This is a genomic window from Bartonella sp. AD328YNZD (assembly GCF_042196425.1).
Genome location: NZ_JBHIQG010000744.1, coordinates 1 through 694 on the forward strand (window position 1 = coordinate 1; position 694 = coordinate 694).

General features: G+C 41.2%; 1 protein-coding gene and 1 pseudogene. Both read right to left on the minus strand.

Annotation, left to right across the window (positions count from 1 at the left end; all coding sequences use genetic code 11):
• A pseudogene (locus ACFIO3_RS14800) lies at positions 1–299 on the minus strand (23S rRNA (adenine(2503)-C(2))-methyltransferase RlmN); the annotation flags it as partial.
• Positions 300–340: 41 nt separating this feature from the next.
• On the minus strand, positions 341–694 hold a 354-nt coding region (locus ACFIO3_RS14805; protein WP_375704749.1), incomplete at its 5' end, for an invasion associated locus B family protein.

The window sequence follows — 694 nt, forward strand, 5'->3', positions numbered from 1 at the left end:
TCTCCAACAATTTCTGGGCGCGCAATGGAAAAATGACACTTAAGTGTTTCTTGCATTGCTTTAGAAATATTCAGCATTTCATCAAAATTTGAAACACCACGTACATAAAGCCAATGCCAAAGCTGGCGTACACGCATACGCGTTTGACGCTCTGGTACACCAACGGTCTTTAATGCCTGCACCATTTCATCTTGTGACAAACCAATTAAAGAAAGCTTTGAACTCTCCTTCACGACCACATTATCTGTTTTTCGTGCTGAACATGAACCAACTGGTCTAAGGTCATAGGAAATGGCCATTGCTTTCCAATTTACATTACTATTTTAGAGTTATCGAAACCTTAATGGCACTTTTGAACTGCATTTAATGCAGCAGTAACCCCTTTTAAGGAATAAGTATAAGTGGTATGCGTTCCTCGTTTTGATATCGCTTTCACTGTCATATCGCTTCCAGCACGCATAGCAGAAACAAGCTGCTTTTCTAGCTCTGATGACGCCAACCAAGCTGAGGAATCTTTCGTGAAAAAATCAAAGTCCTTACCTCCAATGGTCACTGTCACTCTAGACCCTTCTTGAAGCGTATAACCAGCCATGAACTGCGGTTCAAACGAAATAGGAGAATGAGAACGCTTGGTAACCAAGAAAAAGTTATCACCATGATTAACTGTCGTTGGAAGAGCCTTCAAAGGTACCGA